This is a genomic window from Burkholderia sp. THE68, from assembly GCF_009938265.1.
In the GTDB taxonomy this organism is placed as follows: domain Bacteria; phylum Pseudomonadota; class Gammaproteobacteria; order Burkholderiales; family Burkholderiaceae; genus Caballeronia.
This window is the reverse complement of the sequence record NZ_AP022315.1, coordinates 1,854,937-1,879,048: the sequence shown is the minus strand read 5'-3', so window position 1 is coordinate 1,879,048 and position 24,112 is coordinate 1,854,937. Positions and strand designations below refer to the sequence as shown.

Annotated in this window: 23 protein-coding genes and 2 tRNA genes; 15 read left to right on the top strand and 10 right to left on the bottom strand. The window is 63.6% G+C overall.

Going from position 1 to position 24,112, the window contains the following annotated elements; genetic code table 11:
• The first annotated feature begins 38 nt into the window (after positions 1–38).
• The 6 genes from pstC (at position 39) to phoR (ending at position 5,671) form a co-directional block, all read left to right on the top strand.
• Complete coding sequence (gene pstC, locus BTHE68_RS08885; protein WP_162066014.1) at positions 39–1,022, top strand: phosphate ABC transporter permease PstC; 984 nt, start codon at positions 39–41, stop codon at positions 1,020–1,022.
• Positions 1,022–1,909, top strand: a complete 888-nt coding sequence (pstA, locus tag BTHE68_RS08880) for a phosphate ABC transporter permease PstA (protein ID WP_162066013.1) — start codon at positions 1,022–1,024, stop codon at positions 1,907–1,909. Before pstC ends, pstA begins: the two co-directional genes overlap by 1 nt.
• A 15-nt stretch (positions 1,910–1,924) precedes the next feature.
• Complete coding sequence (gene pstB / locus BTHE68_RS08875) at positions 1,925–2,797, top strand: phosphate ABC transporter ATP-binding protein PstB (protein ID WP_162066012.1); 873 nt, start codon at positions 1,925–1,927, stop codon at positions 2,795–2,797.
• Between the two features lie 38 nt (positions 2,798–2,835).
• Entirely contained in the window at positions 2,836–3,540 is a 705-nt protein-coding gene (gene phoU / locus BTHE68_RS08870) for a phosphate signaling complex protein PhoU (RefSeq protein WP_061179048.1), read from the top strand.
• A 52-nt stretch (positions 3,541–3,592) separates the two neighbouring features.
• On the top strand, positions 3,593–4,294 hold the full coding sequence (gene phoB, locus BTHE68_RS08865; protein ID WP_061120967.1) for a phosphate regulon transcriptional regulator PhoB: 702 nt from the start codon (positions 3,593–3,595) through the stop codon (positions 4,292–4,294).
• 63 nt (positions 4,295–4,357) lie between these two features.
• Positions 4,358–5,671, top strand: a complete 1,314-nt coding sequence (gene phoR, locus BTHE68_RS08860; RefSeq protein WP_162066011.1) for a phosphate regulon sensor histidine kinase PhoR — start codon at positions 4,358–4,360, stop codon at positions 5,669–5,671.
• A 540-nt stretch (positions 5,672–6,211) separates the two neighbouring features.
• Here phoR and BTHE68_RS08855 read toward each other — a convergent pair.
• Positions 6,212–7,468, bottom strand: coding sequence for an IS256 family transposase (locus BTHE68_RS08855; RefSeq protein ID WP_162066010.1), 1,257 nt, complete (start codon positions 7,466–7,468; stop codon positions 6,212–6,214).
• Positions 7,469–7,640: 172 nt separating this feature from the next.
• Positions 7,641–9,704, bottom strand: a complete 2,064-nt coding sequence (ppk1, locus tag BTHE68_RS08850) for a polyphosphate kinase 1 (RefSeq protein WP_162066009.1) — start codon at positions 9,702–9,704, stop codon at positions 7,641–7,643.
• Positions 9,705–9,968: 264 nt separating this feature from the next.
• Here ppk1 and ppx point away from each other — a divergent pair, with 264 nt between their 5' ends.
• Positions 9,969–11,480: an exopolyphosphatase gene (gene ppx, locus BTHE68_RS08845; RefSeq protein ID WP_162066008.1), complete on the top strand. Its 1,512-nt coding sequence runs from the start codon at positions 9,969–9,971 to the stop codon at positions 11,478–11,480.
• A gap of 48 nt (positions 11,481–11,528) precedes the next feature.
• Here ppx and BTHE68_RS08840 read toward each other — a convergent pair whose 3' ends face one another.
• Complete coding sequence (locus BTHE68_RS08840) at positions 11,529–12,353, bottom strand: GNAT family N-acetyltransferase (RefSeq protein ID WP_162066007.1); 825 nt, start codon at positions 12,351–12,353, stop codon at positions 11,529–11,531.
• A 141-nt stretch (positions 12,354–12,494) separates the two neighbouring features.
• Complete coding sequence (locus tag BTHE68_RS08835; protein ID WP_162066006.1) at positions 12,495–12,953, bottom strand: SixA phosphatase family protein; 459 nt, start codon at positions 12,951–12,953, stop codon at positions 12,495–12,497.
• Between the two features lie 95 nt (positions 12,954–13,048).
• On the opposite strand from BTHE68_RS08835, the gene BTHE68_RS08830 reads away from it, so the two are divergent.
• From BTHE68_RS08830 to BTHE68_RS08820, 3 genes are all read left to right on the top strand, one after another.
• Positions 13,049–13,125, top strand: a tRNA-Pro gene (locus BTHE68_RS08830).
• A gap of 70 nt (positions 13,126–13,195) precedes the next feature.
• A complete protein-coding gene (locus BTHE68_RS08825; RefSeq protein WP_160147498.1) occupies positions 13,196–13,366 on the top strand; it encodes a hypothetical protein in 171 nt (56 codons plus the stop codon).
• A gap of 221 nt (positions 13,367–13,587) precedes the next feature.
• On the top strand, positions 13,588–13,791 hold the full coding sequence (locus BTHE68_RS08820; RefSeq protein WP_162064596.1) for a hypothetical protein: 204 nt from the start codon (positions 13,588–13,590) through the stop codon (positions 13,789–13,791).
• 11 nt (positions 13,792–13,802) lie between these two features.
• Here the strand turns inward: BTHE68_RS08820 and BTHE68_RS08815 are convergent, their stop codons facing one another.
• The 3 genes from BTHE68_RS08815 to BTHE68_RS08805 all read right to left on the bottom strand — a co-directional run bounded on the left by BTHE68_RS08815 (position 13,803) and on the right by BTHE68_RS08805 (position 15,881).
• The gene (locus BTHE68_RS08815) at positions 13,803–14,123 is read right to left on the bottom strand and encodes a hypothetical protein (protein ID WP_061179043.1); all 321 of its coding nucleotides are present in this window, start codon (positions 14,121–14,123) and stop codon (positions 13,803–13,805) included.
• 29 nt (positions 14,124–14,152) lie between these two features.
• Complete coding sequence (locus BTHE68_RS08810) at positions 14,153–14,860, bottom strand: peptidoglycan DD-metalloendopeptidase family protein (protein ID WP_162066005.1); 708 nt, start codon at positions 14,858–14,860, stop codon at positions 14,153–14,155.
• Between the two features lie 124 nt (positions 14,861–14,984).
• A complete protein-coding gene (locus BTHE68_RS08805) occupies positions 14,985–15,881 on the bottom strand; it encodes an aldose epimerase family protein (protein WP_162066004.1) in 897 nt (298 codons plus the stop codon).
• A 553-nt stretch (positions 15,882–16,434) separates the two neighbouring features.
• Between BTHE68_RS08805 and BTHE68_RS08800 the strand changes: the two genes are divergently transcribed.
• The 4 genes from BTHE68_RS08800 (at position 16,435) to BTHE68_RS08785 (ending at position 18,992) form a co-directional block, all read left to right on the top strand.
• Entirely contained in the window at positions 16,435–17,265 is an 831-nt protein-coding gene (locus BTHE68_RS08800; protein WP_162066003.1) for an undecaprenyl-diphosphate phosphatase, read from the top strand.
• 94 nt (positions 17,266–17,359) lie between these two features.
• Positions 17,360–17,436: transfer RNA gene (locus BTHE68_RS08795), tRNA-Arg, on the top strand.
• A gap of 492 nt (positions 17,437–17,928) precedes the next feature.
• Positions 17,929–18,249 carry a hypothetical protein gene (locus tag BTHE68_RS08790; RefSeq protein WP_162066002.1) on the top strand — a complete coding sequence of 107 codons (321 nt, stop codon included), beginning with the start codon at positions 17,929–17,931 and terminating at the stop codon, positions 18,247–18,249.
• A 287-nt stretch (positions 18,250–18,536) separates the two neighbouring features.
• Positions 18,537–18,992 (top strand): response regulator, encoded by a 456-nt coding sequence (locus tag BTHE68_RS08785; protein WP_162066001.1) that lies wholly within the window; start codon positions 18,537–18,539, stop codon positions 18,990–18,992.
• Here BTHE68_RS08785 and BTHE68_RS08780 read toward each other — a convergent pair.
• Together BTHE68_RS08780 and BTHE68_RS08775 are read right to left on the bottom strand one after the other, a co-directional pair.
• Positions 18,892–20,196 (bottom strand): cyanate transporter, encoded by a 1,305-nt coding sequence (locus BTHE68_RS08780; RefSeq protein ID WP_162066000.1) that lies wholly within the window; start codon positions 20,194–20,196, stop codon positions 18,892–18,894. The two genes, BTHE68_RS08785 and BTHE68_RS08780, sit on opposite strands and share 101 nt — an antisense overlap.
• On the bottom strand, positions 20,193–21,383 hold the full coding sequence (locus BTHE68_RS08775; protein ID WP_162065999.1) for an amidohydrolase family protein: 1,191 nt from the start codon (positions 21,381–21,383) through the stop codon (positions 20,193–20,195). The genes BTHE68_RS08780 and BTHE68_RS08775 overlap by 4 nt, the downstream gene beginning before the upstream one ends.
• A 150-nt stretch (positions 21,384–21,533) precedes the next feature.
• Between BTHE68_RS08775 and BTHE68_RS08770 the strand changes: the two genes are divergently transcribed.
• Complete coding sequence (locus BTHE68_RS08770; protein WP_162065998.1) at positions 21,534–22,247, top strand: GntR family transcriptional regulator; 714 nt, start codon at positions 21,534–21,536, stop codon at positions 22,245–22,247.
• Between the two features lie 73 nt (positions 22,248–22,320).
• Here BTHE68_RS08770 and BTHE68_RS08765 read toward each other — a convergent pair whose 3' ends face one another.
• The gene (locus tag BTHE68_RS08765; protein ID WP_162065997.1) at positions 22,321–23,886 is read right to left on the bottom strand and encodes an acid phosphatase; all 1,566 of its coding nucleotides are present in this window, start codon (positions 23,884–23,886) and stop codon (positions 22,321–22,323) included.
• Positions 23,887–24,112: the final 226 nt, after the last annotated feature.

Genomic DNA, 24,112 nt, shown 5'->3' with positions numbered 1-24,112 from the left:
TGCAGCGCGGTCTGACACGTAGCGTAACCAAGGCTCCCATGTCGGACATCAACTTATCGTCGGCGGTGCCGGCGGCGCATACCCAGCGCGCGCCGAGCCGTACCGGCGACATCATTTTCGGCGGCCTGACGCGGCTTGCGGCCGTCGTCACGCTGCTTCTGCTGGGCGGCATCATCGTCTCGCTGCTCGTCGCGTCGATGCCGACCATCCAGAAATTCGGGCTCTCGTTCCTGTGGCGCGCCGAGTGGGATCCGCCCAGCGAGAGCTTCGGCGCGCTCGTGCCGATCTACGGCACCGTCGCGACCTCGATCATCGCGCTCATCATCGCGGTGCCGGTGAGCTTCGGCATCGCGCTCTTTCTGACCGAGCTTTCGCCCGCGTGGCTGCGCAGACCGCTCGGCGTCGCGATCGAACTGCTCGCGGCGATTCCGTCGATCGTCTACGGCATGTGGGGCCTGCTCGTGTTCGCGCCGATCTTCGCGCAATACTTCGAGAAGCCGCTCGGCCATCTGCTCGGCGATGTCCCTGTGATCGGCATGTTCTTTCAGGGCGCGCCGATCGGCATCGGCATTCTGTGCGCGGGCGTGATTCTCGCGATCATGATCATTCCGTACATCGCCTCGGTGATGCGCGACGTGTTCGAAGTGACGCCGGTGTTGCTGAAGGAATCGGCATACGGCATCGGCTGCACGACGTGGGAAGTGATGTGGAAGATCGTGCTGCCCTATACCCGCGCCGGTGTGATCGGCGGCGTCATGCTCGGTCTCGGCCGCGCGCTCGGCGAGACGATGGCCGTCACGTTCGTCATCGGCAACACGAATCTGCTCGACAACGTGTCGCTCTTTTCTCCCGGCAACAGCATCACTTCGGCGCTCGCGAACGAATTCGCGGAAGCGAGTCCGGGGCTGCACACGTCGGCACTGATGGAACTCGGTCTGATTCTCTTCGTGATCACGTTCTTCGTGCTCGCGCTCTCGAAGCTGATGCTCTTGCGCATGGAACGCGGGGAGGGCCGTAAATAATGAGCCGTCCCGCTACGTTCAATCAGGATCCCGAACGCGTGCAAGCCACGCGCATGAAGCTGCAACGCCGCCGCCGCGGCACCAATGCAGTCGCGCTGGCGCTTTCGCTCGCCGCAATGGCCTTCGGGCTTATCTGGCTCGTGTGGATTCTCTTCACGACGCTCAAGCTCGGCATCGGCGGATTGTCGATCGATCTCTTCACGCAATCGACGCCGCCGCCGAACACCGATGGCGGCGGTCTCGCCAACGCGATCGTCGGCAGCCTGATGCTGGTCGTGCTCGCGACCTGCGTGGGCACGCCGCTCGGCATTCTCGCGGGCGTGTACCTTGCCGAATACGGCCAGAAGCGCTGGCTCGCGAACGTGACGCGCTTCATCAACGACATTCTGCTGTCGGCGCCTTCGATCGTCGTCGGTCTGTTCGTGTATGCGCTCGTCGTCGCGAAAGTGGGACGCTTCTCGGGCTGGGCCGGCGTGATCGCGCTCGCCCTGCTGCAGATTCCGATCGTGATCCGCACGACGGAAAACATGCTGAAGCTCGTGCCCAACGCGCTGCGTGAAGCCGCCTTCGCGCTCGGCACGCCGAAGTGGAAGATGGTGATGTCGATCACGCTGAAGGCGTCGGTCGGCGGCATCGTCACGGGCGTGTTGCTGGCGATTGCGCGTATCGCAGGCGAAACCGCGCCGCTCTTGTTCACGGCGCTGTCGAATCAGTTTTTCTCGTGGGACATGAGTCAGCCGGTGGCCAACCTGCCGGTGACGATCTACAAGTTCGCGATGAGTCCGTTCCCGCAGTGGCAATCGCTCGCGTGGGCCGGTGTGTTCCTGATTACGCTCGGCGTGCTGGGTCTGAATATCCTGGCGCGCGCGATCTTCTCGAAGAAATAAGGGCGGAGTGATTCCATGAATATGGTCGAAAGTGGTGTCAACCACCTGAATCCGAAGACTGAAACGCCGGTCGAACGCCGTCCGGCGCCGGGCAGCATCCGCCCGACGCACAGCTCGCAGCCGGCGGATTCCATCAAGCCGAAGATCGAGGTGAACAACCTCAACTTCTTCTACGGCAAGTATCACGCGCTGAAGAACATCAATCTGCGCATCCCCGAGAAGAAGGTGACGGCGTTCATCGGCCCTTCGGGTTGCGGCAAGTCCACGCTGCTGCGCACCTTCAACAAGATGTACGCGCTCTATCCGGAGCAGCGCGCCGAGGGCGAAATCCTGATGGACGGCGCGAACCTGCTCGACACGACGCGCGACATCTCGCTGCTGCGCGCGCGCGTGGGCATGGTGTTCCAGAAGCCGACGCCGTTCCCGATGTCGATCTACGACAACATCGCGTTCGGCGTGAAGATGTTCGAGCAGCTGTCGCGCTCGGAGATGGACGATCGCGTCGAATGGGCGCTCACGAAGGCGGCGCTCTGGACCGAAGTGAAGGACAAGCTGCAGCAGAGCGGCTATGGCCTGTCGGGCGGCCAGCAGCAGCGTCTGTGCATCGCGCGCGGCATCGCGATCCGTCCGGAAGTGCTGTTGCTCGACGAACCGTGCTCGGCGCTCGACCCGATTTCGACGGGCCGCATCGAAGAGCTGATCGCCGAACTGAAAAGCGATTACACGGTCGTCATCGTCACGCACAACATGCAGCAGGCGGCGCGTTGTTCGGACTACACTGCCTATATGTATCTCGGTGAATTGATCGAGTTCGGCGATACGGAAAAGATCTTCATCAAGCCGGCCCGCAAGGAAACGGAAGACTACATCACGGGCCGCTTCGGCTGATCGAAGCCGGATCAAACACACAGGCTTAAGGAGCACATATGTCCGATAAACATCTCTCGAGCCAGTTCGACGCCGATCTCAACGCGGTGTCGTCGAAAGTGCTGGAAATGGGCGGTCTGGTCGAGTCGCAGATCATCAACGCGATGCAGGCGCTGAACGAATTCGACATCGGCATCGCGGATCAGGTGATCGCCGCCGAAGTGCGTCTGAACACGATGGAAGTCGAGATCGACGAGGAGTGCAGCAACATCATCGCGCGCCGTCAGCCGGCCGCGCGCGATCTGCGCCTGCTCATGGCGATCTCGAAGACCATCACGAACCTCGAACGCGCCGGCGACGAAGCCGAGAAGATCGCCAAGCGCGTGAAGCGCATCAACGAAGACGGCGCGGGCCGCACGGTGAACATCGCCGAGATCAAGCTTTCGGGCGAGATGGCGGTGTCGATCCTGCGTCGCGCGCTCGATGCGTTCGCGCGCCTGGATACGGTCGCGGCCGCGCAGATCGTGCGCGACGACAAGGCCATCGACGATGAATTCCGCGCCTTCGTGCGCAAGCTCGTGACGTACATGATGGAAGATCCGCGCACCATTTCCGCGGGCCTCGACTATCTGTTCATCGCGAAGGCGGTGGAGCGCATCGGCGATCACGCGAAGAACATCGCCGAATTCATCATCTATATCGTGAAGGGTACGGACGTGCGCCATATCTCGCGCGACCAGCTCGAACGCGAGGCGCTCAGTTGAGCGTCGGCTGCGCGCAATCGTTTTAACTCAAGCAAAAGGTCAAGAGGTGCCGATGCCCAGCAGTATCCTCGTCGTCGAAGACGAACCCGCGATCTCCGAACTGATTTCGGTGAATCTTCAGCATGCGGGACATTGCCCCATTCGCGCGTACAACGCGGAGCAGGCGCAAAACCTGATTAGCGACGTGCTGCCCGATCTCGTGCTGCTCGACTGGATGTTGCCGGGCAAGTCGGGCATCTCGTTCGCGCGCGAGTTGCGCAACAACGAGCGCACGAAGCATATCCCGATCATCATGCTGACTGCGCGCGGCGACGAGCAGGACAAGGTGCTCGGCCTCGAGATCGGCGCGGACGATTACGTCACCAAGCCATTTTCGCCGAAGGAACTGATGGCGCGCATCAAGGCGGTGCTGCGCCGTCGCGCGCCGCAGTTGACGGAGGACGTGGTCGCGATCAACGGCCTGCGGCTCGATCCGGCGACGCATCGAGTGGCGGCGAGTCATTCGGGCAACGACATCAAGCTCGATCTCGGCCCCACTGAATTCCGTCTGCTGCATTTCTTCATGACGCATCCGGAGCGCGTGCACAGCCGCACGCAATTGCTGGATCAGGTGTGGGGCGATCACGTGTTCGTCGAGGAACGTACCGTCGATGTGCACATCAAGCGTCTGCGCGCGGCGCTCAAGCCCGCGGGCTGCGATGCTATGATCGAAACGGTGCGCGGCAGCGGATACCGGCTGGCGAAGAGCGCCTGAGTCCGGGTTCAACGTGAACCGCTCCAGCTTGCCGCATCAACGTCACTCAGACTCACCGACAACATGAACATCATCTGGACGCGTGCGATCGTGTCCCTCGCGCTGCTCGCGGCGTTAAGCGCCGCGATCGGCGCACTCGCGGGCGTGCGGGTCGCGCTCGCTTTCGCGGTGCTCATGCTGGTCGTGCAGGGTTTCTTCGTCACGTATCACATGCAGCGTCTGTGGCGCCTGCTCGAAGCGCCGGTCTACGGCGAGGTGCCGAGCGCGCTCGGCGTCTGGGGCGAAATCTATTACCGTCTGCACAAGCTCGCGAAGCGCTGGCACGCGCAAGTGCGCCAGGTCGAGCAGCAGCATGCGCGCTTCATTCAGGCGATCCAGGCGTCGCCGAACGGCGTCGCGATGCTCGACGATCACGATCAGATCGAGTGGTGCAACGCGATCGCCGAGGAGCATTTCGGTCTCGATGCGAAGCGCGACTTGCGCCAGCACATCACGCATCTCGTGCGTCATCCGGATTTCGTCCGCTATCTGAACGCACATCACTACGAAGAGATGCTCGTGATGCGCGGCATGGGCGTGAACCGCAAGTACACGGTATCGGTGCAGGTGTTTCCGTATGGCGATCATCGCAAGCTGATTCTCACGCAGGACATCACCGAGCTGGAGCGCACGGATTCGATGCGACGCGATTTCGTCGCCAACGTCTCGCATGAACTGAAGACGCCGCTGACGGTGCTTTCGGGCTTTCTCGAAACGATGCGCGAATTGCCGCTCGATGAAACCGATCGCATGCGTTATCTCGACATGATGGAGCAGCAGGCGTCGCGCATGCAGAACATCGTGCGCGATCTGCTTGTGCTCGCCAATCTCGAGGGCGATATGCGTCCGCCCGGTGATGAGTTGCTCGATATGCGCGCGGTGATGCGACATCTCGAAGACGATGCGAACAATCTTTCGAGCGGGCGGCATCGGATCACGTTCCGTACCGACGATGCGCTGACCATCGCGGGCGCGGAGACCGAAGTGATGAGCGCGCTCGGCAATCTCGTGACGAACGCGGTGCGTTATACGCCGGACGGCGGTGCGATCGAGGTGTCGTGGCAGCGGATGAAGGATCGCGCGGTGTTCGCGGTGCGAGATAGCGGGCTCGGGATTCCGGCGGAGCATATTCCGCGGTTGACTGAGCGGTTTTATCGCGTGGATAGGAGTCGGTCGAGGGATACCGGTGGCACCGGGCTTGGGCTGGCTATCGTCAAGCATGTACTGCAGCGGCACAATGCGGAGCTCGATGTTAAGAGCGAGGTGGGGAAGGGGAGTACGTTTGTTGTGCGGTTTCCCGCTTCGCGGACGGCGTTGAGGAAGTCGTTGGCAGCGTGAGGGGGTTTTTGCTTGCGCTTTGGTTTGTCGCCGGATCCCGTGATCGTGTCGGTTTATTGGCGTTGCCCCTGTGCGGGGCGGCAGTCACTTTCTTTGCTGCTGCAAAGAAAGTAACCAAAGAAAGCAGCTCGATACGCCCGCGGTCACACGCAATTTGAGTATTCTTCTCCGCGCTCTTGGGCTCTGTAGCGAGTGCCCTCGTAGGCCTAACCGGGCTTGGACCGCGCACGGTCTGTCACATCGCACCACGGAACAAACTGGTTCGGCGCAAAATAGCTCCGGCCCGCTTCGCGGCCTATGGGTACATCGGGTCTGCGCGTGCTTCGCGTTTCTCCTTTTTCGTCGGTTTCCCTCGCATGCCCAACGGCAGCGCGCAGCGCTGTGCCGGAACCCTTTTGTGCTGAACCAGCGCACTAGAAGAACTAGCTCGTCAGACCGTGCGCGGTCCAAGCCCGAGAAGGCCTACGAGGGCGGGACTGTCAGGATTTTCGTGTTCAAGGCAGTTGAGTTGTTCAAACATTGACGATGACGGTTTGACGGCTAAGCGCCTGGTCGTGTAAAGCGATCCTCGTAGAGGATCGCGAACTGGCGCATGGCGGCCTTCCAGTCGTGAGCAGCACGATGCCAGTCGGCGGTGATGTTTCGCAGCGCCAGCCACAGTAGTTTGGTCGCCGCATCGTCCGAAGGGAAGTGTCCGCGCGTCTTGATGATTTTGCGAAGCCGAGCATTGACGCTCTCCAGCGAGTTCGTCGTGTACATCACCTTTCGCACCTCGGGCGGAAACGCGAAGAACGGAATGACGCGATCCCACGCCCGCCGCCACGCGGCGATCACCGTTGGAAGTTTGCTCCCCCACGGGCTTTGCTCCAGTGCGAGCAATTGCGCCTCGGCGGCCTGCGCGCTGGGTGCGGTATAGATCGGACGAAGCGCTGCGGCCAGGGATTTGCGCTCCTTCCAGCTCGCGTAGTCCAGCGAATTTCGGATCAAATGCACGATGCACGTCTGTAGCGTGGTCGCCGGAAACACCCCGCCCAGCGCCTCGGCCATGCCTTTGAGCCCGTCGGTGACCGCGATCAGGATGTCCTGTACGCCACGCGCTTTCAGATCGCTGAAGACCTTCATCCAGAACTTCGCGCCCTCGGTCTGCTCGATCCACAAGCCCAGAATATCGCGCGTGCCGTCGGGCAAGATGGCCAGGGCGAGGTAGATCGCCTTGTTGCGCACGACACCTTCATCGCGAATCTTCACGCGCAGCGCATCGAAGAACACGACCGGATACATGGGCTCGAGCGGCCGGGACTGCCAGGCGGTGATTTCCTGCGTCACCGCATCGGTGACGGAGCTGATGAATTCGGGCGACACTTGCGTGCCGTACTGCTCGGCCAGAAACGCCTGGATCTCGCGCATCGTCATGCCGCGCGCGTACATCGCGATGATTTTGTCATCGAAGCCGGTGAAGCGGCGTTCGTGCTTGGGGATCAGAATTGGCGTGAAGCTGCCGTCGCGATCGCGCGGGATGTCCACGCGCAATGGACCGTCCTCGGTGAGCACGGTCTTGCCGCTCTTGCCATTGCGCTGATTGCTCGACTCGGGTGGACGCTCGCCACCATTGGGATAGCCCAGGTGGTGGCCGAGTTCGGCGCCCAACGCCCGCTCGATCAGCGCCTTTTTAAAGGCCATCGAGGCCGCTTGAACGGCATCGGCTGTCATCGGACCTTTGACGAACTGATCGATCAGTTCTTTGGGAATCGTCGGCAGTGCCCTCAGCTCAGCCGCAGCTTTCGGTTTGCGTGGCATACATGCTCCTTTCCGTACATGTTATGCCTTGAACACAAAATCTATGACAGGCTCACTTTCTTTGCAGCAGCAAAGAAAGTAGGTGCCGCCCCGCACAGGGGCAACGCTTATAAACCAACGCGATCACGGGATCCGGCGACAACAAACCCCAGCGCAAGCAACCCCCCTCACATCAACCACAAAACTTAGCCAACAACCCCAGCTGCGCGTTACGAATAGCCTTCCCCGGCCGCCGCTTCCGATAATGCCCATCGCTCTGCATGACCCAGGCCGACTGATTATCCCCAAGACAAACCGACAACCCTTCAGCAATGACGCGCCGCTTCAACCGCCGATCGCGAATCGGAAACGCCACCTCCACGCGACGAAAGAAGTTTCGATCCATCCAGTCCGCGCTGGAAAGAAACACATCTTCCTTGCCATTCGCATAGAAATAGAAAATGCGGTGATGTTCGAGGAACCGCCCCACGATCGACCGCACCGTGATGTTCTCCGAAAGATCTTCGACGCCAGGCTTGAGCGAACACACGCCCCGCACGATCAGATCGATCTTGACCCCCGCATGCGACGCCTCATAAAGCGCGGCAATCACGGTAGGCTCCAACAAGGCATTCATCTTCGCGACGATCCGCGCCCGCCGTCCGGCACGCGCATGCTCGGCTTCGGCGCGAATCGCATCGATGAGCTTCGCGTGCAGCGTGAAAGGCGACTGCCATAGCTGATGCAGCGCGATCTCCCCGCCGATGCCGGTCAGTTGCTGAAAGACGTGATGCACGTCCTCGCACATTTCCTGATCGGCGGTCATCAAGCCGAAATCGGTATAAAGACGCGCCGTGCGCGGATGATAGTTGCCCGTGCCCAGATGTGCATACCGCTTCAGCACGAGCTTGCCGCCCAGCGATACGCGACGCACGATCAGCATCATCTTCGCGTGACACTTGTGGCCGACGACCCCATACACCACATGCGCCCCCACGGCCTCGAGCTGCGACGCCCAACTGATATTCGTCTCTTCATCGAAGCGCGCAAGCAGTTCCACGACGACCGTCACTTCCTTGCCGTTGCGCGCGGCCTGCATCAGCGCGTCCATCAGCGGCGAATCGGTGCCCGTGCGGTAGATGGTCTGCTTGATCGCGACGACTTGCGGGTCCTTCGCCGCCTGCAGCAACAGTTCCAGCACCGGCTGGAAACTCTCGTAGGGATGATGCAGCAGGATATCGCCCTGATCGATCGCATCGAAAAGGTTCGACGTATTCGCGATGGCCTTCGGCACCGACGGAATATGCGGCACGAACTTGAGGTCCGGCCGGTCGACCATTTCGGGCAACTGCATCAGACGCACGAGATTCACCGGCCCGTTCACGCGATACATGTCGCGTTCACTCAACTGACCCTCGTCGAGCAGACGCCGCACGAGATGCGGCGGCGTTTCCGCCGATACTTCGAGCCGTACCGCATTGCCCAGATGCCGCGCCGGCAATTCGCCCTGCAGTGCGACGCGCAGATTGGTGATTTCGTCCTCGTCGACGAACAGCTCGCTGTTGCGCGTAATGCGAAACTGATGGCAACTGCGCACGACCAGATGCGGAAACAGTTCGTTGACGAAGTGCTGCATGAACGAACTCAGCAGCACGAAGCCGTGCGGATATCCCGACAAGGATTCGGGCATGCGCACGAGGCGCGGCAGCGCGCGCGGCGCCTGCACGATGCCCATCATCGCCTGACGGCCGAAGGCGTCGGTGCCTTCCAGCTCGACGACGAAGTTCAGGCTCTTGTTCAACACGCGCGGAAACGGATGCGCGGGGTCGAGCCCGATCGGCGTGAGCACCGGCAGAAGCTCGTTGTAGAAGTAGTCGCGCGCCCACGCGGTCTGCTGCGCGGTCCAGCCTTCCGCGCCGTGGAAATAGATGCCTTCCATCTCCAGCGCAGGCAGCACGATGTCATGCAGCATCGAATATTGCTGGCGCACGAGGCGCTGCGCGCGCTCGGAAACGAGGTCGTAGACGTGTTGCAGCGACATGCCGTCCGGCGAGAGCGAGCCGGGGTTGTCGCGCATCTGCTCCTGCAGACCCGCCATACGGACTTCGAAGAATTCGTCGAGGTTGCTGCTCGTGATGCAGATGAAACGCAGGCGTTCCAACAGCGGCACCGTCGTGTCGGCGGCCTGCGCGAGGACGCGCTCGTTGAAACCTAATATGCCCAGTTCGCGGTTGAATAACGGATAGCGTATGGACATCGGAGGGAGTGACGGGGTCTCGATCGGATGGGCAAGGAAACTCTCGGATGCTCTCACAGTATGATGTATTTTTTATGACAGAACGATTGTCACAAATTCTACTCACATTGCGGATAGCGTCGCTAGCGCGAACGCGCCGAATGGGTGAGATTGCGTACGAGTTGCCGAAGGTTTGCGCCGGGCCGGCATAGAATAGAATTCGTGCGCTGCAACAGCGCCGCTGTGACAGTGCCTTTCCCCACTTCACGAATCTCTGGACATCCGATGGCCACACATCCCCATCTACTTGCCGCGGTCGACCTCGGATCCAACAGTTTCCGGTTGATCGTCGGCCGGGTCGAGGAAACGCCCGCCGGCAGCCAGATCTATCAGGTCGATGCGCTGCGCGAACCCGTGCGGCTCGGCGGCGGCCTGTCGAAGGACAAGATGCTCGACCGCGCCTCGCAGGTGCGCGGCTGGGATGCCCTGAAGCGCTTCGGCGAGCGCCTGCGCGACTTTCATCCCGAACAGGTGCGCGCCGTCGCCACCAATACGCTGCGCGTCGCGAAGAACGCGCACGACTTTCTCGTCGAGGCCGAAAACGCGCTCGGCTTTCCGATCGAAGTCATCGCCGGGCGCGAAGAAGCGCGCCTCATCTACGCGGGCGCCGCGCATTCGGTGCCGGCGAGCGCGGGCAAGCGGCTCGTGGTCGATATCGGCGGCGGCTCCACGGAATTCATCATCGGCTCGCATTACACGCCGATCCACATGGAAAGCCTTTATATCGGCTGCGTGAGCCATAGCCTCCAGTTCTTCCCGGCCGGCAATGTCGACGAATACACGATGCGTCAGGCCGAGCTCGCCGCCAAGCGCGAAATCCAGATCATCTCGCACGAATACAAGCACACCGGCTGGGATCAGGCTATCGGCTCGTCGGGCACGGCGCGCGCGCTCGCGGAGCTGATCGAGGCGAACGGCTTCAACGACGAAGGCATCACGCACGGCATTTCGCGCGGCGGCCTGGAGAAGCTGAAGCGCGCGCTCATCAAGGCGGAGAACGTGAACCGCCTGAAGCTCGTCGCGCTCAAACCGGACCGCGTGCCGGTGCTGGCGGGCGGCCTGTCGATCATGCTGGGCGTGTTCGAGGAACTGGGCATCGACTACGCCGACACCACCGACGCCGCGCTGCGTCTGGGCGTCCTCTACGATCTGCTCGGACGCTCGCAGCATCAGGACATGCGCACGGTGACGGTCGAAGGCTTCAAGCGGCGCTACGGCGTCGATGCGGCGCAGGCCGAGCGTATCGGCGAACTCGCAATCAGCTTTTACGACCAGCTCGGCGAGCCCGACAAGGACGTGCGCGAAGAGAACCGCATGTTCCTCGCGTGGGCGGCGTCGCTGCATGAGATCGGCCTGTCGATCGCGCATAGCGCATATCACAAGCATTCCGCGTATATCGCCAGCAACGCCGACATGCCCGGCTTCTCGCGCACCGATCAGGCGCGGCTCGCCGCGCTCGTGCTGGGCCACGCGGGCAAGCTGGGCAAGCTCGCGCAGGCCCGCGACGTCGAATGGACGCTGCTGTTCTGCCTGCGGCTCGCGGCGCTCTTGTCGCGCCGGCGCGCGGATGTCGGGCTGCCCGGCATCGAGGTGAGGAAGGCGGGCGGCGGCTTCGAAGTGCATCTGCCGAACGACTGGGTGACCAATAATCCGCTCACCGATTACAGCCTCGTTCAGGAGGCGATGGAATGGGAGAAGATCGGCCGCCCGTATCGCGTGGTGTACACGGGCGACTGATGCCGCAACGAAAAGGCCCAGTCGCTGGGGCCTCGTCGTTTCAGGACTTCAACGTCCCTGCATGTCGCCGATGAAGTGCCGCGCGTAACGCGCGTTGATCTCGGAGAGACGGAAGAGCGTGAGGAAGTCGGCGGTATTGAAGTCCGGATCCCAGGCCGGCGCGCCGCAGATCTTCGCGCCCAGACGCAGATAACCCTTCACGAGCGGCGGCGCGCTCACGTTCGCACCCGTGCGCAGCTCCTCGACCGGCAGCGGCGTGTGCGGGAAGGCGCGGTATTCGGGCGCGGTGAGCGCATCGGCGGGCAGCGAGCAGTACAGGTTCGCCGCATAGTGCCCGCCGTCGATCATGCCGACGCTCGCGCAGCCGAGCATCGTTTCGTAGCCGTTCTGCATCATGTAGGCGGCGAGGCCGCCCCACAGCGACATGATCACCGCGCCGTTGCGATAGTCGGGATGCACGCACGAACGGCCCACTTCGACGAGCTTCGGCCGCAGATGCGTCAGGCGCGATACGTCGAACTCGCTTTCGGCGTACAGACGGCCGATGCGCGCGGCCTGATGCGGCGGCAGCACGCGATAGGTGCCGACCACCTGCAGCGTGTCGAGATCGCGCACGAGCAGGTGATCGCAGTAGGCGTCGAATGCATCGACATCAAGTCCGGCGGGGCCGGAAAGGCGCGCGCCCATTTCTTCCGAGAACACGCGATAGCGCAGGCGCTGGGCGTCGCGCAGGGCGTCGTCGTCGCGCGCCCACGCGACTTGCAGGCGCTCGCGGCCCGCGATGGTTTCCGACGTGCGTGGAAGGTGGCGGCGCGAATCGAGCGAGAGCGATGATGCTCCGCGTTGCAGGACAGGCGTCGGCAGATCTTGCATTGGCGTTCCTCGACAGGACGTGGCTGTGGCTTCAAGTCCTCGCCAATGTAGTAACGCGCGGTGACGCTCGCATGGCATCGCAATGACGTTTCGATGAAACGACACGGGCATGCACGCGCGCTAACGCTCCCTCGTCGACGCTCAGAGCAGGTCCGGATTGATCACCGCGCGCAGCACGACGTGGCCGTCGCCGCCGCGCGTGCGCCCCTGAAACCACCAGATGCCAGATTTTTTGATCGACCACTCCGCTTCGTGACCGGTAAAAAGCAGCGCGGCGACGCGGCCGAGTGTCGGCTGATGCCCGATCACGACGACCGTTTCCGCGACGCCATCGGGCCAGCCGGCGGCATCGAGCACGGCCTGCGCGCTTTCGCCCGGCGCGAGCGCGTCGATCACGCGGTAGCGGTCGCCGAAGGCTTCGGCGGTCTGAATGGTGCGCGTGGCGGGGCTCGCGAGCAGCACGGCGTCGTCGTCGATGCGCGACTTCAGCCACTTGGCGATGCCCTGCGCCTGTTTGCGTCCGCGCGGCGTGAGCTGTCGCGCGAGATCGCTCGACGCCTGATCTTCCGCTTCGGCGTGACGCCAGAGAATGAGGTTCATCGATTGTCTCCCGGTGATGAGGTTCGTTGTCGCGGCTTCGACAGGATACGCATGCTTGCGGCGGCGCATGAGGCACGCTACAATTCGCGGCTCGACGGAGCGTAGCGCAGCCTGGTAGCGCATCTGATTTGGGATCAGAGGGTCGAAGGTTCGAATCCTTTCGCTCCGACCACGATACACGAAGGGGTTACAAGTTACGGCTTGTAACCCCTTTGTCTTTTCGACGCTCGTCCGGGAGTCTCATGCCGCGTATCGTTTCCGCCTTTCTTTGTGCCGCATTCGTCGCGCTCGGGCTTGCCGCCTGCGCCGAACCGCAGCACAAGCATCCGCCGCAGGATCCGCCCGACTACAAGGGCGTGCCCACGGACATGACGCCGCCTTCGATGATCGAGCCGCCCGCAAAGCCGCAGTAATTCTTCGTCGACCACAAAAGGCGAAGCCCCGATGCGGGCACACCGGGGCTTCTGACCCGCATCGACTGTTGTTCGCGCGGAGATCGACGCGGGCTCAGGCCAGTCTAGGAATATCCGCCGCGCGCGAGTGTATGGGCTTGTTTCCGAGCGTAACGGGATGCAAGAACGTTCCCGGGGCAGACTCGGCAAACGCTACCTGCCGCACAGTTCAGAAGACTCGTTTGAGCGAGGTTTTTGCCGGGCATGTATCATCGGCAGACTTGTTTCAAAATGTATCTGCCATGAATCTGCTGTGGGCTTTTGCCGCCGTTGCGCCGCTTGGCGTGGCATCGCTCGTTGCGTTTGCCGCGCATATCGATCCGTTGTCGGGGCACTGGCGCACGCCGACCCGATCAGGCGGCGAGGACGATACCGCCGACGCCTGATGCTGCGAGCGTCACTGCTTGCAGCGGATCACCATCGAGCGGTTCTTGATGTTCGCCCCGAAAATCCCGCCGACGGACCCGCCCGCGGTCGCGCCATTGTCGGCATCCTTCGAAATCACGTCGTACCCATACGCGCCGCACGTTTCGCCCGCCTGCTTGTAGCAGGCCGCCCAGCTCGTGCTCGCGTCGCTGCCACTGCAATTGACCGCGAAGCCGGTATCGCCGGAAGGCAGATAGGTCATCGTCGTCGTGTGGGCGCAGCCGGCGAGCGCGCCGGTCAGCGCCAGCGCCGCGCCGAGCGCGGCCGTGTTCATCCTCTTCGTCAATCTCATCGATCTTCCTTGTAACGTCCGCCGGGCGTTCAACGCGGCGGAAGGTAGCGCGCCGGGTCCGCCGAGCGGCCCATGTAGCGCACTTCGAAATGCAGCATCGTGCGATTGCTGTCGGTATCGCCCATTTCGGCGATTTGCTGGCCCTGCTGCACGGTCTGACCTTCCTTGACCAGCAGCACGCGATTGTGGGCGTAGGCGGTCAGATAATCGTCGTCGTGCTTGACGATCAGCATGTTGCCGTAGCCGCGCAGGCCGTTGCCCGCATAGACGACATTGCCGGTCGCGGCAGCGACGACGGGCGTGCCCGCCGCATTGGCGATGTCGATGCCCTTCGAATTCTTGCCGTCGAAGCTGCGAATGACGCTGCCCTGCGCCGGCCAGACGAGCGTCACGCCCGGTCCGGCCTTCTGCGATGAGGCTTGCGCGCTGGCATCGCTCTTCGCGCTGCCTGCTGCACCTGTGGCACCCGCTGCACCCGCCGCCGATGAATCCGCCGCTGTCGCGCTGCCCGCCGGCGGCGCGATGCGCAGCACCTGGCCGACCTCGATCGCGTCGGGATTCGTGAGCCCGTTCCAGCGCTTGAGACTCGCCACCGTGGTGCGGTTCTCGCGCGCGATCTTTGAGAGCGTGTCGCCGCGCTCCACCCGATAAAAGCCCGGCGCGACCGGCCCCGTTCCGCAAGCGGCCAGGACTGCGATGAGCGATGCGCAGACGAGCCGTCGAATTGTTTTTTGCAAACCTGACCTCGCAAAGCACCGCCGCGAGCCGTGCACGACACGGCCGCGCGGCGAACCGAAAGGCAGGATTTTACCGTCTCGGGTTTCCCCGGACAGAAAGCCGCCTGGCGCGGGCGGCTCGGTCTTACTTGTCGGCTGCGACGACGAGCCGGAGCGAGGCCGTCTCGGTCTTGCCCGGCGCGAGCCAGCGCAGCCCGCGGCCGTTGTGGATGGCGTCGGGCAGGCCGATCCACGGCTCGACGCAATAGAAGTCCGACGTGTCGGCTTCGGTCCAGGTCGTGACCGCGTACCACGGCACCGAATCCGGCTGATGCAGCTCGAAGTTGACCGTGCGGCCGGGCAGGTTCAGTAGCATCGGCTCATCGGACTGGCGCGTGAGGCAGTGAAACGTATCGACGATGCTCGCATCGGCCAGCGAATAGCGCGGCAGACCCGGCTCGGCGTCGCTGATCGAGCCGTCCGGCAGTTGTCGGCGCCGCTCGGTGCGCGGCAGCTCGACACTGCTTTGCGCGCGCTGGCCGTGCGGCAGATGAAAGTAGAAGTGATGCCCCGCGTACCAGGGCAGCGCGACTTCGCCGGGATTCGACGTCGTGAGCTCGACTTCGAGCGTGTTGCCGTCGACGATGCGGTACGCCGCCTCGAAGCGGAACGCGAACGGATAGCCGTCGCGGGTGGCGTCGCTGTCGACGAGCGTCATGCGCAGACCGTGGCCGTCGGCGTCGCGGGTGCAGGAGAAGGGCAGGTTGCGCGCGAAGCCGTGAGTCGGCAGCGCATGCACGACGCCTTCCGGATCGCGCCATTTGCCGATTTCGCCATCGACGAAATGCCGCCCGAGGAACGGAAAGAGCAGCGGATTGCCGCCGCGGATCTTCGCCGGGTTTGACCAGTCGGGTGCGTCGGGCCAGTGCACGACCGGCTCGCCGCCGACGCGCCAGGTCATGAGCCGGCCGCCCGCGCGCGGCGCGAGCTGGATGGCGGCGCCGTCGCGCTCGATTTCGATGATGTCGGTTTCCGGTGACATGATGGCAGGACGCTCCGTTGAGTGGCTTGTCGCCGCGCGTCGCACTGCGCGACCCGCAATCGACGATTCTGCCTTGGAATTCTGTACGGAAAAACCCTTTGCGGGAAATTGCGACTGAGCAAGGTCTTTGCAATATGTTGTTATATGGCCCGTGTGTTGGGAATCAGACGGACAGGGAGTGACCATGGATCTGGCGATGGCAATGGGCGTCGCGATGTTCGGCCTCTTCGGCGCGAGCACGGCAATCTTTCTCTACAAGCTGAAGGTCTGACGGACGAACGCGGTTCGGCAGCGCCGTACGCGTAGTTTCTTTCGTACCGCTTATATTCAGCTTTCGATATTTCTTCGTTTTGCCGACGATCGACTGTCGGCGCAATTTGTGTGCGGTTAGCGCTTGGCGCTCGATTTCGCCACCGGCATAATCGGTCCCGTTTGCGCGCCGTATCGCTTTTCCTTCCTGTTCCAGATTCCCGTCCGCCCCGTTCGTCTTCGCGTGCGCGAGGGATGGAACTGCACGGCGCGTCCCTCATCCTCCTCAAAAAAGGACCGACGCGTGACTCTGTGGTTTCTCGTATTCTTGAGCGTGCTCCAGGGCGTGACCGAACTCTTTCCGGTCAGCAGCCTCGGGCATACGCTGCTCGTCCCCGGCCTGATCGGCATGCATATCGACAAGCATGCGCCGCAACTGCTGCCATTTCTCGTCGCGCTGCATCTGGGCACCGCCATCGCGCTGCTCTGGTATTTCCGCACACGCTGGATCGCGCTGATCCGCGGCTTCTTCGCATCGCTCGGCGGCCGCAGGAACGATGACGGTCACATGATGTGGGCGCTCATCATCGGCACGATTCCGACGGGTATTGTCGGGCTGCTGCTCGAAAAGCGGCTCGAGGCACTTTTTCACGATTTGCGGATCGTCGCGGCGGCGCTGATCGTCAACGGCGTGCTGTTGTGGCTGGGCGACCGTTTGCAAAAGCGCCGCGCGATGCAGGCACCCGACAAGCTCACGTTCAAGCAGGCGTTCCTGGTCGGCCTGGCGCAGATCGGCGCGCTGATTCCGGGCTTTTCGCGCAGCGGTCTGACGATGATCGCGGGCGTCGGCGCGGGACTCACGGCCGAGGCGGCGGCGGAATTCTCGTTCCTGCTCGGCACGCCGATCATCTTCGCGGCGGGCGTGCTCGAACTGCCGAAGCTGTTGCACGCGCCGGGACAACTGGCCGATGCGGTACTGGGCGGCGTGCTGACCGGCATCGCGGCGTATCTGAGCGTGCGTTTCCTGATGCGCTACTTCGAAGGGCACGGCAAGCTCGCGTCGTTCGGCGTGTATTGCGTGATCGCGGGCATCTTCTTCTTCGGCTGGTTCATGATGCATCCGCAACCGGTGTGATGAAGCCGGGACAAGCGGGGCGGCGAATGAGGTAAAATCGCCGTCTCTTCTGATCCGCGGCTGCTTCGTTGTTCCGGCCGCGCGTTCCGGTTCTCCGCCCTTAGCTCAGCTGGATAGAGCAACGGCCTTCTAAGCCGTAGGTCACACGTTCGAGTCGTGTAGGGCGGGCCAGTAGAATCAAAGACATAGCCCGGTTCTCGCGATCGGGCTTTTTGCTTTCTGGGCTTCGTGTAGTCGAATTCGGCAACGTCAGGTGGCCCGAATGCTCAGCGGTTTTGGTTAGGCCGTGCTTCGCGCGACGAAGACAAACTTTGACATTGCCGTAGAATCGGCGGCGCGGAGTCATACCGTATTCTGTGAAGTCCGGCGCGTGGTTGCGCTGGGACGGGCTTGGCAGCCTGGTGACCAGATGTAACGACCCGTGAGCCCACGCAATGTGGGCTTACGTTAGCTGCGCTTTGACAAGAAGTGCAGCTAGAGATCGCGTGCGCCCTCGGACCAAGGAAGCACGTTGCTTTGTCGCGCCTATGGGCGGGACGTGGCAGGGAACCCGAAAGGGTTGCCGGTATGGTCGTATTGGTCCCGGTCTGCCAACCTTGTCACTGTTCCCGCCCGCCCCCTTCATTCGAAGGGTGCGGCTCAGGGCTTCACACAGGAGCGAGCATGGGTAAAAGAAAAGTTCTTACCGTAACCGGGGCTGTTAGCATCGACCACCGAATTGGCCAGATAGCTGCCAGCATCAAGCGAGCGCAAGAGACGGTCACACATCAAAGGCAATCACTCTGCGACGAACAAGCGATGCGGCTAGAACGCGTTGACGCTGCCTTGTCCCTTGCACTTGCGAGTGCGAAGTTGTCGATGGAGTTTTTCAAGGAGGCGCGTCCCTCGTTGCGCCCGATGGACGCCACCGAACAGCATGTGATCGAAGAACTTGTTGATAGCGGCGTAGCGCCAAAGACTCACCAGCAGTTGCAAGGAAGCTAAGCCTGCGTCCGCGCCGTCGCGTCAGCCGCTTAGGGCGGGCCAGATACCCGCGTCGAGCCCAGTCTTTGCGACTGGGCTTTTTGCTTTGCTGGCCCACTTCCTGCCCCTCTCCCACCCGCGTGCGCGCCCGATCTCCCGTAGTCCGGCGCCCCGCAACGCATCGGCAAAATTAACCATCTCGTACAAGCAATCGCGCCGCCCATCCGCAGTGCGCCGATGCATCACCGTGGCGCGTGGTGCGCCACAACGGTGACGGCAACAGGCCGGATCGACTCAAGAGGGATGATTTGAACAATCGAGCATACGAAACCAGCCCGGCGCAATGCTCGCTATGGAACCGCAAGCAATCGCGCCTGCCTCCGGAATCGCGGCGCGTGCTGCTCGCGCTTTCGGAGCGCGTGCTCGGCGCCTCGCTTGCGTCACTGTTCGAGCTGAAGGGCTTTCCGGCGCAACTCGCGCTCGATGCGACATCGGTCAGAGTCATCGTCGAGGAATGGCGTCCGCATGTGCTCTTTCTCGACACGCGCATCGGCGGCTGCGGCAACTACGCGCTGGTTCGCGCGCTACGCGACGCCGACGACGATGCGCGTCGTCTCATCATAGCGATGAGCGGCTTCCTGCCCGAAGAGCCGATCGCGCGTCTCAAGGAAGCGGGCTACGACGGACATTGTCGCCGCCCGTGTCCCGTATGGCAGATGACCGATCTGCTCGACGAATTTTTCGCGTGTCTTGCGGTGCGCTGAGCCCGTCCTCGCGCGGCCGCATCGCGCGCGCATAGCTGCGCGGCCCGAACACGACATTGAGCGCGATCATCGCGACGAGGCTCGCGGCGAGCATCATCCACGACATCGAGAAACCGCCGCTCACATCGCGCACGACGCCCGCCGCGACCGGCGCCAGCGCCGCGATGACGAAGCCCACGCCCTGCACGAACGCGACGAGCCGCGCGGCGAGTGCGGGGTCGTCGGCGTGATCGAGCGTCAGCACGAGCGTGAGCGCAAAGACGCCGCCGAGCCCGCCGCCCAGCAGCGCGACCGCCGCGATCGGCGCGGAAAGCGGCGCGAACAGCAGCAGACCGAAGCCGCACAATTGCGCGACGAGGCCGAGCGCCAGCCACGGACGCCGATCCCGGCCACGTCCGAAATGCGACGCCGCCATCGGCAACAGCAACGCGGATGACGCCTGAAACACCGTGAGCATCGCGAGCAGCGTGCCGCTTTCGGTCACGCCGCGGCCGAGTTGCTGGTAGTACGCGGGCATCCACGCGACGAGGCACGTATAACCGCCGTTGACGAGCCCGAAGAAAATCCCGAGCGTCCACGCGCGACGATTGAGAAAGAGCGACGGCATGGGCTTCGCATTTCGCGTCGATGAGACGCGAGGCAAAGCATCGGCGCGCATCAGGAGCATCCACACCGCGAGCGCGAGCAGCGCGGGCATCGCCCAGAACGCCAGGCCCGCCTGCCACGACACACGCGACGCGAGCGCCGGCGTGATGCTCGCGCCGAGTCCGCCGCCCGCCATGATCGATGCCGAATAGAGACCCATCGCGAAGGGCAGGCGCGCGGCGAAGCGCGTCTTCATCACGCCGGGCAAAAGCGCCTGAATGACTGCGACGCCCGTGCCCGCAATCGCCGCGCTCACGATCAGCGCAGCCGCGTTCCCGGCGAACCAGCGGCCCGCGCACGCCACGACGATCGCCACGAGCCCGATCGCGACGCCGCGCCCGTTGCCGATCGCCTTCGACAGCGCGCTCGCGCCGAACGCGCATACGCCCATCGCGACGACGGGCAGTCCGGTCAGCATCGACGCGCCGCGAAACGACAGCCCCGTCGCCGACAGGATCACGCCCATCAGCGGACTCACCGACGTCAGCAGCGGCCGCAGATTCAGCCCGATCGCGACGATCACCGCGAGCCACGCCAGGTTCGATGCGCGCGGGTTCATCGCGTGAACTCCGATGAAACCGGTGTGCCGTTCGCCATCACGAAGCGGCGCGGCGGGCGCATCGCGACGGCCTGCGCGACCGTGTCCGCATCGACGAGCACGAGGTCTGCGCGCATGCCCGGCGCGAGGCCGTAGTCCGCGAAGCCGCAGGCGCGGGCCGCGTCGATCGACACGCAATCGAACGCGGCGGCGAGATCGTCGTCGCGGCGCAGGTCGTAGCGCATCGCGATCAGCATCGCGCGTTCGAGCATGTCGGGCGAACCGAAGGGCGTCCATGCGTCGCGGATGCCGTCGTTGCCGCCGAACAGCGTCACGCCCGCCGCGCGCGCTTCGCGCAACGACGGCACCGGAACCGATGCGGGCGCGGTCGTCAGAAGCGCGACGTTCGCGCGCGCGATGCGCTCGAGCAGCGCGCCGCGCCGCGGGTCGGGCAGCGCGCCAAGACAGAACGCGTGGCTCACCACGACGTGGCCCTGATAACCATGCGCCTCGACGCGATCGAGCAGCAGGTCGAATGTGAACGCGCCGAGATCGCCCGGCTCGTGCAGATGCATGTCGATGGGCTTGCCGTGCTTCGTCGCGAGCGCGAACGTGACATCGAGCGAGGCGGCCGGATCGCCGTCGATCGAAGACGGATCGAGCGCGCCGAGCACATCGGCGCCGTTCGCCAGCGCGGCATCGAGCAGCTCACGCGTGCCGGGGCGCTTCAGCACGCCCGATTGCGGAAACGCGACGATCTGCATGTCGAGCACATCGGCGAGCGCGGCGCGGGTATCGCAGACGCCTTCGAGATGACGCAGGCCCGCATCCGTATCGATGTCGACGTGCGTGCGCAGGCGCGTCGTGCCTTCGCGCAGGAACGCGAGCGCCAGCGCGCGCGACGCCTGCGCGGCGTCGTGGCCGCTTTCTGCGCGCCAGCGCCGCTCGTTCTCGATCCGGTCGATGAGACGCGGCCCGACCGCGTTGCGATACCACGGCATGCCCCACGTGGTCTTGTCCAGATGCGTGTGTCCTTCGACGAAACCCGGCAACAGCAGCGCGAGCGCCGCATCGACGACGATATCGCCGGGCGCAGGCGTGCGCTCGCCATGGGGAACGATCGCGTCGATGGTCGTGCCGGTGACGCGCACATCCGCCGGCGCACCGCCGAACGGTCGTGCGTTGACGATCCAGGTCGATGGATTCATGCGATGGATTCCTCCCATGGTTCATGCGGTTTGGTTGACCATTCTAGCAGTGTTTGGTCAACCAAAAATACGCGTGACCTGATAGACCGAATTCGCGCCCGAGCGTGCGCTCTCGCTACAATGCGAATCAACGCAAGCACGACAGGCATCATGGCATCACGCAAGGAAACATCATCGAACGAAGCCGCGAGCGAAAGCTCGCCCGACGAGCGCGTCTACGCGGCGATCAGCTCCGCGCTATTGCACGGCAAGCTCGCGCCCGGCGCGCAGCTCGTCGAGCGCGAACTCGCCGCCGCCTTCGACTGCACGCGCGGCACGATCCGCAAGGTGCTGGCGCGGCTCGGCGCCGAAGGCAAGCTCACGCTCGAAGCCAATCGCGGCGCGTTCGTGCCGTCGCCCACGCCCGCCGACATCCGCGAGGTCTATCGCGCGCGGCAAGTGGTCGAGGCGGGCATCGTCGCGGCGCTGTGCGGCACGCTGTCGGCGCAGGCGAAGCGCGCGTTGCGCGCGCATGTCAAGGCCGAGCAGCGCGCGGTGAAGGCGGGCAGCGTCGCGGATTGCGTGCGCCTCGCGGGGCATTTTCATCTGCTGCTCGCGGAACTGGCGGGCGCACGGGAAGTGCAGGCGTTTCTCGCCCAGCTCGTCGCCAAGACCGAGCTCTACAAGGCGCTGTTCGATCCGACCAAGCTGTCGAATTGCGCATCGGACGAACACGGACGTCTCGTCGATGCATTGGAGGAGGGCGCGCTCGATATCGCGCTCACCGCTATGCGCACGCATCTCGACGAGCTGGAAGAGCGCGTGCTCGCGCAGGCGAGCGCGACGCGCACGAACGATCTGGCGACGCTCTTCGCGGGCGCCTGAGCATCGATAAAAAAACGGGCCGCGGCGTGACAGCCGCGGCCCGTTTCGTTTTGCATCGCCGAACGAGAACGCCTTACTGCGAGAAGTCGAGCGCGTTGGTCAGGTCGCCCATCTTCTGTGCGCCGTTCGACACCAGCGCGGCGTCGCGCGCGGCGATGCCCGGCAGCGTCGGCAGGCTGAAGCGTTTCGTGATGAAGCGCAGGATCGACGTGGTGTCGTACTGCGTGTGATCGACGAAACCCTTCTTCGCGTACGGCGAGATGACGAGCGCCGGAATGCGCGTGCCCGGACCCCAGCGGTCGCCCTTCGGCGGCGCGACGTGATCCCAGAAGCCGCCGTTTTCGTCATAGGTCACGACGACGACCATGTTCTTCCACTGCGGACTCTTCTGCAGATGGGAGATCAGATCGGCGATGTGCTGGTCGCCCTGCGCGACATCCGTATAACCGGCGTGCTCGTTCAGGTTGCCCTGCGGCTTGTAGAACGAGACTTGGGGCAGCGTGCCCGCGTCGATCGCCTTGATGAACTCCGAGCCGTTGGTGCCGCCGTCGAGCAGATGCTGCGCGCGGTTGGCCGTGCCCGGCGCGAGGTCGGCGAAATAGTTGAACGGCTGATGGTGCGTCTGGAAATCAGGCACCACGTTGACCGCGCCGTTGATGACCGAACGGTCCGCCAGCGCCGCACCCCACGAGCCGCCGTACCACGCCCAGCTCACCCCGGCGCTGTTCAGCAGATCGCCGATGTGCTGCTGCGTCTGCGGCGGCAGCGTGGTGGCCTGGCTCGGGTCCGCGAGGTTCGGATCGCCGCCCGTCGCCGGCTTGTTGCCGCTCGGCTGATACGGCGGCTGCATCGTGTTGATCGCGAAGAAGTCGGGCGTGAGGTTGCCCGAGTTCACGAAGAGCCCCTGCGTGTTGCCGGTGAGCGCAGAACCCGCCGCCTTCGCGAGCTTGAGCGAAACGCCGTCGGCGTTCACGGCGGAGATCGAACTGGCGGCCACGCTCTTGTCGGCGTTCGGATAGACCGGCGTGCAGGCGCAGACGAGCCACTGGTGGTTCAGGAACGAGCCGCCGAACGCGCCCATGAAGAAGTTGTCCGCCAGCGTGTACTGCTGCGCGATCTTGTAGAGCGGCAGCTTGTCCGGCGGCGTGTCGTAGTGGCCCATCACGAGACCGCCCGAATCGCCCCATGCGGCGAACTTGTCGTTCTTGCCGCCGTCGATCTGCATCTGGTTCTCATAGAAGCGGTGATACAGATCGCGCGTGGTGACGTTGAGCTGCGTGTTGAAGCCGTTGGGATCGTCGATCGCGAAGGGCGCGTTCGGCAGGTTCGCCGTCATCGCTTCGGTGATCGCGGGCGTTACGCCCGTCGCCGTCAGGCCGGTCCAGATCTTCGGCAGCGTGGGCAGCACGCTGCCGTCGCGGTCGAGCTGTTGCGCGCTCGCCGCCGTCACGTTCTGCAGGCCGTTCGCGCCGGGAAAGTGCCCGTAGAGATTGTCGAAGCTGCGGTTTTCCGCGTAGATCACGACGACGTTCTTCACCGACGAGATATCGCTGTCCTGATGATCGTCGCCGCCGCATGCGTAGAGGCCGAATGCAACAGTGGCCGCGAGCGGCACCGCGCAAACGAGTTTCTTGTTCATTGAGGTTTCTCTCTTGTGTTGGGGACCGGCGCATGACGCGGGTTTCGTCGTCGGAAAGCCTTTGACGCCGGCGTGCGCAGTGTCGCAACGCAAGTTGACGCGGCCATGTAATAAGGCTTTCGCTTGCGTAATGTTCGCTTAATAAATTTCGGACAATGGGTCCGGCATCAGCGCGTCCCGGCTTGTCACATGAAAGACACACGTGCGACATACGCTTCGGCATCTT